We start from the raw sequence: 9,181 nt of genomic DNA, 5'->3' as shown, positions 1-9,181 counted from the left end.
AGTCATGGCGTTGAATTTAAAGATGACAATGAGGTTTGTATAGTAACTTGAATGTCATTGCCGGTAAAGCAAATGGGATAAACGGTAAAAAGGTCGCCTGAATGGAGGTTTTCAGACGACCTTGATAGCTGCTTGGTTTTTAGCCTAATCTATACTTGTATTATCTAAGATAACAGAATCATGACAGTAAGCTTTTTAGCCATTCAATGAACCGATCAAACCAACTTCCTTTATTTTCATGTAAAGATTCCTGTTCAGATTGGATGGCAACTCTATCTACACATTGACCTCTAGTGTAATCTTGAACCCTAAAATGATCATCTTGATCTTTTTTAAGGCAAATTGTATCTCCAAAACCAGTGAAATTCGGCTCTATCCTTAATTGTTCATTTTTATTTACATTAGGGCGAAGCCTAATTGCATAAACTTGCCCATCTTCTAATTTTAAATTTGGAAAGTTTGAAGAATTCAACATAATACATTTTTCTTTGGTCGGGTAATTTTCTTCAAATGTTGTCTCATAGAGCATGCTATCCATATTTTCTGAAAAAACTTGAGATATATCTATGAAATACGCACCAATCAAGCCGATTTTTTCAATATAAAGGCAAGGATTATTATTAACCATCCTGATGCTAACTACACCATCTGCATTAGGGGCTTTGGAAAAAGCATTGCAATTAACTGTAAATAACAAAATTGACAATGCAGTAAATAGTTTTATGTACATAGAAATTTCAAGTAAGCAAAACAGCTATTGTAACGAATACGAAGCAAAGGTCGTCTGAAAACTTTCAGACGACCTTTATGAAAGTTGGGGTTCCAATTCAATCTACACCCTACACCTGTTATGTAAACAATGCGGTGTTTTCTTACATCTTTTTCTTTAGTATTTTTATCCTGATTTAAACCGAAACCAATATACCCGCTAGTCGTAGTCGAAAGGTTCGAATTCTTCGTCCAGCCGTTCGCATGAGATGAACTGTTGCTCGGCGGCTTTGGTTTCTTCATCGCTCAACATGAACAATCCGCCCCATCGGTCTTTTTGATAGGGTTTTTGATAGGTTTGGCGGAGGAATTCATATTGTTCGGCGGAGAGATAGGGGCGGTGGCTTTCCAATTGTGCAAACAGTTGCTCTCGGTAGGTTTCAGGAGAAAGACCGTCGGTGGGGTAATAGTCGGCTTGGGCTTGGAGCAGCCTGCGGAAGATAAAGTCTGCTAAGTTTGCGGCTTCTACTACGCTGAAGTCGTCATCGTGATACAGGCGTGTGATACATGGCTCGCCTTCTTGGCGGTAGTCGAATGCGTAGTAATCGCCGTTGCCCGCTCCGGCAAAGGCGATGAGTTTGCCACGGTATTCGGGTTTCAAACTCATCCATTCACTGTCGTCGCATAGTTGTTCGTTGATTCCCTGCAATTCGTCGGTGTGAGGCAGTTCAAATTCCGATCCAACCAGCAATAGGGGCGGATGCTTGAGCAACTTGGGAAAGGTTTCGCTATACCATTTGCTGCCCAATTCGCCCCAGTCCAACATACCGTCGGCAGCGAGGCGTTTGTATAGGTTGGGCAGGGAGATGCCGTATTGTGTTTCGGTTTGGCTGATGAAATCCTGATAATTCATGATGTTTCCTTTGCTAGATTTTGGTTTTGAACTTCATTGAAGCCGCGTTTTCAGACGACCTCTTCCCTTTCTCATTTTACCGTCTGCCGTTTAAATAAGGCCTTGCCTGAAGGATGACGAGTTTACCGCCTGTGAAAGCCCATTCTATGTCTTGTTCGCCGTTGCCGAAAAGCTGTTTGCTTTGCTGTCCAGCTTGGTCGAGGCGGCGGATTTGGTCGTGGTTCATGACGTTGCCGCCGGTTATCGGCACTTCCCTGACGCCGCCGTTTTCATCCAGTTGCAGTGCGGTGGTTTCGTTGGAGGAGCTGAGGCGTTGTACGGCGTCGTTGCGGCGGTTGTAAACGGCTTGTTCCGCCACCCGTTTTCCTTCGACCACGCGAATGCCCAGCCCGCGTTTGGCGGCGATGTAGGACGTGTTTTTCTGCGCGGTATCGTAGGGATTGACGGTAACGAGTACGCCGGAGAGGTCGGCATTGATGCTTTGCTGGACGAAGACGCTCATTTTCACGCTGTCGTGCGGCAGTCCGGCGATGCGGCGGGCTTCGTACGCGCTGTAATTGAAGACGGAAGCCCAAGATTGTTTCACTGCTTCCGCCAATGCGTTTTCTCCGGTTACGTTCGGCACGGTGGTGTACAGCCCTGCGCCGCTGAAATTCGGCAGGTCTTCGGAATTGGACGAGCTGCGGACGAACACGCCTTTGCTGTTTAACTGGCTGCGCCATTGTTCCGCCCAGGTGCGTTTCCATTCGGAAGGGATTTCGGCATCGGTGATTTTTTTCTGCAATGCGAGCAAGGCGGTACGGCGTTTGCGGTTGTCGCCGCCACTTTGCGATTCGATTTGTGCCAGTGTTGCCGCGTTGATGCCGAGTTTGTCCATCATGGCGCGGTAGTAGGCGAAGGGGATGCAGAATCCGTCGGGGACGTTGCTGTCTGCGATATGGGCGCGGATATGGCCGAGGTTGGCGGCTTTGCTGCCGCAGTAACGGCTGTCTTCACGGCGCAAGTTGGCAAGCGGCCGCAGGCTGTAATCGGAAGTGTCGGGCTGCGGCAGGGAGAGGTCGTCTGAAAATGTTTTGGCGGCTGTGTTTCGGTTGGTTTGGGCGACCCGGTATTGTTTTGCGTCTGCCTCCAATTCGATGCGGCGGCCGATATAGGGGGCGAGGATTTTTTCTGCGTCTTTGAGGTAGATGTTGGGAATGCCCCAGCCGCGCGCCAAGACGTTCACATGCGACAGCGCGGTGGACGGTTTTTCGCTGATGATGCCTGCTACGGGCGACAACACCAGCGGCACTTCTTTCAAGATGATGATGTCGTCCGCACCGACATCGTAAAGGTCGTCTTCCTGAGTGATGACGCGCAATGTGCCTACCGCTTTCCCCCTGTGCAACGGTAAATAAGGGAAATTCTGTATCAGGCTTTCTTGGGTGACGAAGGGGACTTTGCTTTGCGCAGCAACGGTTTCCTGCCACAGGGAATTGGTTTTGTAACGCAGCGGGGCGAAGAAACTGTCTTTCAGACGACCTTCTGCCAATTTCAGCAATTCGGGCGTGATTTTGTCGCCTTCCCAAAATTCGTAAACGTATTCTTGAGTGCTGTTCTGCCAACTGATGGTGCCGAACAGGAAGCGGCGGTTCGGGCTGCGGTATTGTTCGAACAATTCTTTGCGCGTCGGCATCGGTTTCAAAATCTCGGCAAGATAGGTTTCGTGCAGGCGGTATTTCGGCGTGTTGATGTAGTCGGTGCGGTTGTTGTCTTCGCGGTCGATAAGGAAGAGGACGTGCGGGATTTCATATTCGCTGTCTTGTTCGTAAACACGGGAAAGCAGGTCGAAATCGGCGCGGCTGCGGATGGCGGACAGCGCGGGCGTTTGCGCTTTAACCAGCGTGGCGGCTTGGCGTTTGTCAGACTCAAAATAAGAAGGCTTGCGCGCGGTCGGCGCGGCGGTATCTACGGCTGCGGAGTCAGGTTGGCAGGCGGCGAGCAGGAGTAATAGTGAGAGGCAGATGCTGGTTTTCATGATAATGGCAATGAGAAAAAAACGGATTGTAGCAACAAAAGGTCGTCTGAAAATCAAGCCTGATTCTTTTTTCAGTTTGTACTGCTAGAATTCCGACTTCATTTCCAGCCTGTCGTTTTCAGACGACCCGCCACATTTCTTCGAACAAGTAGGATACAAAACATGAATAAAACCGGATTATTTCTCTCCTTTGCGTTCTTCGCCGCCGCCCCGCTTTCCACGGCAGAAACCTTACACTCATCCGGCAAAGGACGGGTACAAGTCAAGAAGACGGAAATTACGCAGCGGCATACAAAACAAACGGACGGCAAACCGCTTGCCGACGGCTTCGGCAGCCTGTCGCGCCAAGATGCGCGCGTACGCGAAATCCTGAGTTTGATTGCGCCTGACGCAGACGTGGAAAAACTGAATATGATGTCGCTGCGGCCTTGGAAAAACGGCCTCCAAGTCGCACTGGTGTGCCTGAATAAGCATCCGCTTGGCGATTTTTACCGCGAAAACCCGAATCACTACGCGCAATGCGGACCTGACTCGGGCAATCCTGTCGCTCAAATGACCCTTGCCATGCTGACAAAGGATGCCGATGGCAAATTCGCCCTTGCCGCCACGCCTTATACCGAACGTTATGATTATGAAGAAAAAGACGAATTTTATCCGTCACCCAAACTCGCTATGAACGGGAAGCGGCAGTTTGTCGTGCAAATCCCCGATGGCGGTTTGCAAATCGGGCTGCCCGCCCGTCTCGATTTTGCCGCTTATCGCCTGAACGATAAAACCGATGCCTTCGGCCTGCGCTTGCAGAACACGGTCGGTTATGCAGGAGGCGGCAGTTTGGGAGAGTTTATGGTGCTGTTTGCCGTTATTGAAGGTCGTCTGAAACCCGTTTTGAACGCCAACACCTTTACGCTTGAAAACATTGCCGGCAGCTGGAATAAGGACGGCACACGCCAGCATGATGTATATACCGACACATACATCCTGAAAATGTCGCCGCAGCAGCATAATGGATTTTACGACATCATTTGGCGAGTGAAGGGCATGAAAAACGGCGAACGGAAAGTCTACCGCTGGGATGCGGAAAAACAGGAGTATGGCAGTTTGGAATAGTAGCGTTGCCGGTTGCCATACAGGATGGCGTATCGGCGGCAGGCATCATGCGAAAGCAGTTGGTATGGTGTTTTGCCTGATTGGGAATCCAATCGCTTTCGGTTTTTGAGGTACGCTGCCGCTTGTATATTCCGTCCGTCATGATGGGATGGCAAAAGGTCGTCTGAAAACTCAAATCCGGATTTTCAGACAACCTTTCCCTTTACCCAACCCTTTTAAACCATCGCTTGATACAACGCAATCATCAGCGGCATGGTGATGACGCACAGCAGCGTCGTGATGCCGTAAATCGCACTGGCTTTACGGGCGTTCTGACCATAAACCATCGCCATTTGGGTAACGGTGGACGCGGCGGGGCTGACGGTGGCAAGGAAGCTGATGAGGACGACGGTGTCGCTGTGTCCGCCCAAGTGGGCAATGCCTGAAAATTTGACAAACACCAGCAGAATCAGCGGGATAAGTATCAGGCGCAGGAAGGCGACGAGGTAAATCCGTTTGGAGAGGACGATTTCTTTGAGCGGCAGCGAGGCAATCAGCATTCCGGCAACGAGCATGGCGACCGGACCGATCATGCTGCCGACGGTGGCGAGCGTATTGTCGATGATGTGCGGCAGTTTGATTTGGAAAGCGAACATGAACACGCCGATAAAGATGGAAAGGATGTTGATGTTGGTCAGTACGGTTTTCCACGCCAGATTGCCGCGCCCGCAAAGCAGCAGGCGCAAGTGCGTCCAGAAAAGGAACATTTGGACGATGATGAAGCCGCTGGTGTAAATCACCCATTGCGGCCCGAAAATCGACATCACCAGCGGGATGATGAGGTTGCCGGAATTGGTGTAAACCGTGGCAGCGTGTTCGAGCGTGTCGAGCTTGAACAGGGTTTTGAAAAGCCTGCCCAGCGCGATCAGCAGGATGTGGAACACGACTGCTAGGGCAACCGAGAGCTTCAGTCCGTCAATGATGTCGGGCGTGTTCTCGATTTGAAAGGCGTGAATCATCACCGACGGGCTGATGAGGTAAAGCGCGATGACGGAGAGCGTGCGGCTGTGTTCGGAATTCAGGAGCTTAAACTTCACCAACGCCATGCCCATCAGGACAATCAGGGTCAGCTCGGTGATTTTGCCGGCAAGGAGCAGGGCGGTTTCCATGAGTGTGGCACATTTTGGGAAAACGGAAATTTTACGCTTGCGCGCCAGTGCGGACAATGTATTCGGAACACGGTTTCAGACGACCTTTCCGAGCTTGCCGCCGTATTCAAATGGCGAAGGTCGTCTGAAAACCCAACGCTCCGATTTTCAGACGACCTCCCGCCCTGCTCTGTCTTATTCACGCACAGAGGCGGCAGGAATGACTGCGTGTTGCGCAGGCAAAATGTTGACAATTTTTCACCCGACAACAGGGCGTTTTCAGTATAATACCGCCCGCAAATTTTCCTTTTTTTTGAAAAGCATAAATCATGACTACTTCAAATCAAAATGTGCTGGAGCGCATATTCAATTTAAGCGCAAACGGCACGAATGTGCGCACTGAGCTGATGGCAGGTCTGACCACCTTCCTCGCCATGTGCTACATCATCATCGTCAATCCGCTGATTCTCGGCGAGACGGGCATGGACATGGGCGCGGTATTCGTCGCCACCTGCATCGCTTCCGCCATCGGCTGCTTCGTGATGGGCTTCGTCGGCAACTATCCGATTGCGCTCGCGCCGGGCATGGGTCTGAACGCCTATTTCACTTACGCCGTCGTCAAAGGCATGGGCGTGCCTTGGCAGGTAGCTTTGGGCGCGGTATTCGTTTCCGGCATCATTTTCATTTTATTTAGCTTTTTCAAAGTGCGCGAAATGCTGGTAAACGCGCTGCCTATGGGTTTGAAAATGTCGATTGCCGCCGGTATCGGTCTGTTTTTGTCACTGATTGCGCTCAAAGGTTCCGGCATCATCGTCGCCAGCGACGCGACTTTGGTGAAACTGGGCGACATCCACCAACCCGTCGCGCTCTTGGTGCTGGCAGGCTTCGCTATGGTGGTGGCTTTGGGGCATTTCCGTGTCAAAGGTGCGATTATCTTGACTATTCTGACACTCACAGCCATTTCCACCCTGCTGGGCTTGAGCGATTTTAAAGGCGTGGTCGGCGAAATTCCGAGCATGGCGCCGACTTTCATGCAGATGGATTTCAATGGTCTGTTTACCCTCAACATGGTCAGCGTGATTTTCGTCTTCTTTCTGGTCGATTTGTTTGACTCCACCGGCACGCTGGTCGGCGTTTCCCACCGCGCAGGCCTGCTGGAAGACGGCAAACTGCCTCGTCTGAAACGCGCCCTGTTCGCCGACTCGACCGCCATCGTAGCCGGTGCCGCCTTGGGTACGTCTTCAACCACGCCGTATGTCGAAAGCGCGGCGGGCGTGTCCGCAGGCGGCCGCACCGGACTGACCGCCGTAACCGTCGGCGTATTGATGCTGGCGTGTCTGATTTTCTCGCCGCTGGTGCAGAGCATCCCCGGCTTCGCTACCGCGCCCGCGCTGCTCTACGTCGGTGCGCAAATGCTGCGCAGCGCGCGTGAAATCGACTGGGACGACATGACCGAAGCCGCCCCCGCCTTCCTGACCATCGTGTTCATGCCTTTCACCTACTCGATTGCCGACGGCATTGCATTTGGTTTCATCAGCTACGCCGTGATCAAACTCTTGTGCAACCGCGTTAAAGACGTGCCGCCTATGGTGTGGATAGTTGCCGTATTATGGGCGTTGAAATTCTGGTATTTAGGGGGCTGATACCGTTTTCAGGTTAGCCATTTTATTCCCCGCAATAGCAAAAGGTCGTCTGAAAATTTTCAGACGACCTTTTTTGGTTTTTAAGATGTACTGAATATTTGAAACTTTACGCAATCGTTCCGCTCAATATTCAAAGGCATCAATCAGCCAATGCTTAAAACCATTCTTTCTTGCCGACAACATAAACTTGTTCAAATTCTTCCGGCGTAGATGTCAGGTATTTAAATATGTCGAAGAGAGATAAACCGACAACAGCTATCCAAGCAGGATGGATAAACATACCCACCACACCAATCGCCAAATAGATGATACCGGCTTTGTTTAAGCCCAAATAGAATTTATGCGCTCCGAAGCAACCTAAAAATAACGCCAAAGCCGCGGCGATGATGCGTTTGTTGGTAGTAGGAAGGGATTGCAGAGGTGTATTTTCGGACATTTTTTCTCCAAACGGATAGTCAAAATTAAGAAAGTGTTTTTAAGTATAGCAGAATAATGATATTAATTTCACATAGATTCTATTTTTATTGAATAACAAACCTATAAAATTTCGTAAATTTATGTTACAAAAACCCTAATTTACAGTTGAAATATGCGATTTTATATACATTTTTGGCATATTATACTTACTACCTTTATTTATCTTTTCGATTTATCCGCATCCCTTAGCCAACCCGCCCTGCTTAAAGTTTCAGACGACCTCGGCACTGCGTTTGACTCTGCCGCGCCTGTCTAGTTCAGATTTAAAAATGAAACAACACCAAACTCAGGGCAATCACCGCCATGCCCGAAGTCAAACCGTAAACGGTTTCGTGTCCGTCGGAATAACGCTTGGCGGCGGGCAGCAATTCATCCAGCGCGAGGAACACCATCACGCCCGCAATCACGCCGAACACCGCACCGAACACGAAAGGCGATAAAAACGGCTTGAGCAGGGTGTAGCCCAAAACCGCGCCCAAAGGTTCGGCAAGCCCTGAAGCGAGGCAGGCGAGGACGGTTTTTTTGCGGTTGCGGGTGGCAAAATAAACGGGGGCGGCAATGGAAATACCTTCGGGAATATTGTGTATCGCAATCGCGAGCGCCAGCGGCATTCTGACGGCGGGATTTTCCAGCGTGGCGAAAAACGTTGCCAAACCTTCGGGAAAGTTGTGTGCGGTAATGGCAAACGCCGCCATCATGCCGACGCGGGCAATGTGGCGGCGTTTGTTTTCCTGAAAGGCAGGGTCGTGCGGGTCGAGCGTTTCGTGCGGGTTCGGCACGATGCGGTCAATCAGCGCAATCGCCCCCATGCCCGCCAAAAAAGCCAGCGTTGCGGCGGCGAAGGCTTTGTCTTTGTCGTAAACCTGCCCGAAGGCTTCGCTGGATTTGTTGAAAATCTCCGTCAGCGACACATATACCATCGCCCCGCCCGCAAACGCCAAGCCGAACGACAATACGCGCGGGTTTGGCGTTTTGGAAAACATCACCAACCCGCTGCCCAGTACGGTAAACAATCCGGCGGCGAGGGCGATGCCGAAGGCGGTGATGAGGTTGGTTGAGCTGATATCAGGCATCGTCTTAAGTCGTTAACACAGTAAAGAAATCAGCCTAACATATTTTCCTAAATTAGAGAATAATTATTATTTTTATTTATATTATCAAGAACAATGTCGGATTAGAAACGTCGGGC

8 protein-coding genes are annotated in these 9,181 nt (G+C 50.5%); 2 read left to right on the top strand and 6 right to left on the bottom strand.

Annotated elements, in window-relative coordinates:
* Nucleotides 1-178 precede the first annotated feature (178 nt).
* The 3 genes from AAG834_RS10175 to AAG834_RS10165 form a co-directional block, all read right to left on the bottom strand.
* Complete coding sequence (locus AAG834_RS10175; protein ID WP_049230481.1) at nt 179-730, bottom strand: hypothetical protein; 552 nt, start codon at nt 728-730, stop codon at nt 179-181.
* A gap of 198 nt (nt 731-928) precedes the next feature.
* Complete coding sequence (locus AAG834_RS10170; protein ID WP_342032050.1) at nt 929-1,621, bottom strand: SMI1/KNR4 family protein; 693 nt, start codon at nt 1,619-1,621, stop codon at nt 929-931.
* A gap of 76 nt (nt 1,622-1,697) precedes the next feature.
* On the bottom strand, nt 1,698-3,638 hold the full coding sequence (locus AAG834_RS10165) for a PEP/pyruvate-binding domain-containing protein (protein ID WP_342032049.1): 1,941 nt from the start codon (nt 3,636-3,638) through the stop codon (nt 1,698-1,700).
* Between the two features lie 162 nt (nt 3,639-3,800).
* On the opposite strand from AAG834_RS10165, the gene AAG834_RS10160 reads away from it, so the two are divergent.
* Complete coding sequence (locus AAG834_RS10160) at nt 3,801-4,745, top strand: hypothetical protein (protein ID WP_342032048.1); 945 nt, start codon at nt 3,801-3,803, stop codon at nt 4,743-4,745.
* Nucleotides 4,746-4,960: 215 nt separating this feature from the next.
* Here AAG834_RS10160 and AAG834_RS10155 read toward each other — a convergent pair whose 3' ends face one another.
* Nucleotides 4,961-5,893, bottom strand: a complete 933-nt coding sequence (locus tag AAG834_RS10155; protein WP_342032047.1) for an AEC family transporter — start codon at nt 5,891-5,893, stop codon at nt 4,961-4,963.
* A 308-nt stretch (nt 5,894-6,201) separates the two neighbouring features.
* Between AAG834_RS10155 and AAG834_RS10150 the strand changes: the two genes are divergently transcribed.
* On the top strand, nt 6,202-7,515 hold the full coding sequence (locus AAG834_RS10150) for an NCS2 family permease (RefSeq protein WP_342032046.1): 1,314 nt from the start codon (nt 6,202-6,204) through the stop codon (nt 7,513-7,515).
* Nucleotides 7,516-7,669: 154 nt separating this feature from the next.
* On the opposite strand, the gene AAG834_RS10145 is transcribed toward AAG834_RS10150, so the two are convergent.
* Nucleotides 7,670-7,951 carry a TM2 domain-containing protein gene (locus AAG834_RS10145; protein ID WP_070602635.1) on the bottom strand — a complete coding sequence of 94 codons (282 nt, stop codon included), beginning with the start codon at nt 7,949-7,951 and terminating at the stop codon, nt 7,670-7,672.
* 304 nt (nt 7,952-8,255) lie between these two features.
* Nucleotides 8,256-9,065 (bottom strand): zinc transporter ZupT, encoded by an 810-nt coding sequence (gene zupT / locus AAG834_RS10140; protein WP_342032045.1) that lies wholly within the window; start codon nt 9,063-9,065, stop codon nt 8,256-8,258.
* Nucleotides 9,066-9,181: the final 116 nt, after the last annotated feature.

Source organism: Neisseria sp. Marseille-Q2251 (assembly GCF_940793045.1).
In the GTDB taxonomy this organism is placed as follows: Bacteria; Pseudomonadota; Gammaproteobacteria; order Burkholderiales; family Neisseriaceae; genus Neisseria.
Note: the sequence above shows the minus strand (reverse complement) of the source record. Positions and strands in the feature narration are given on the sequence as shown.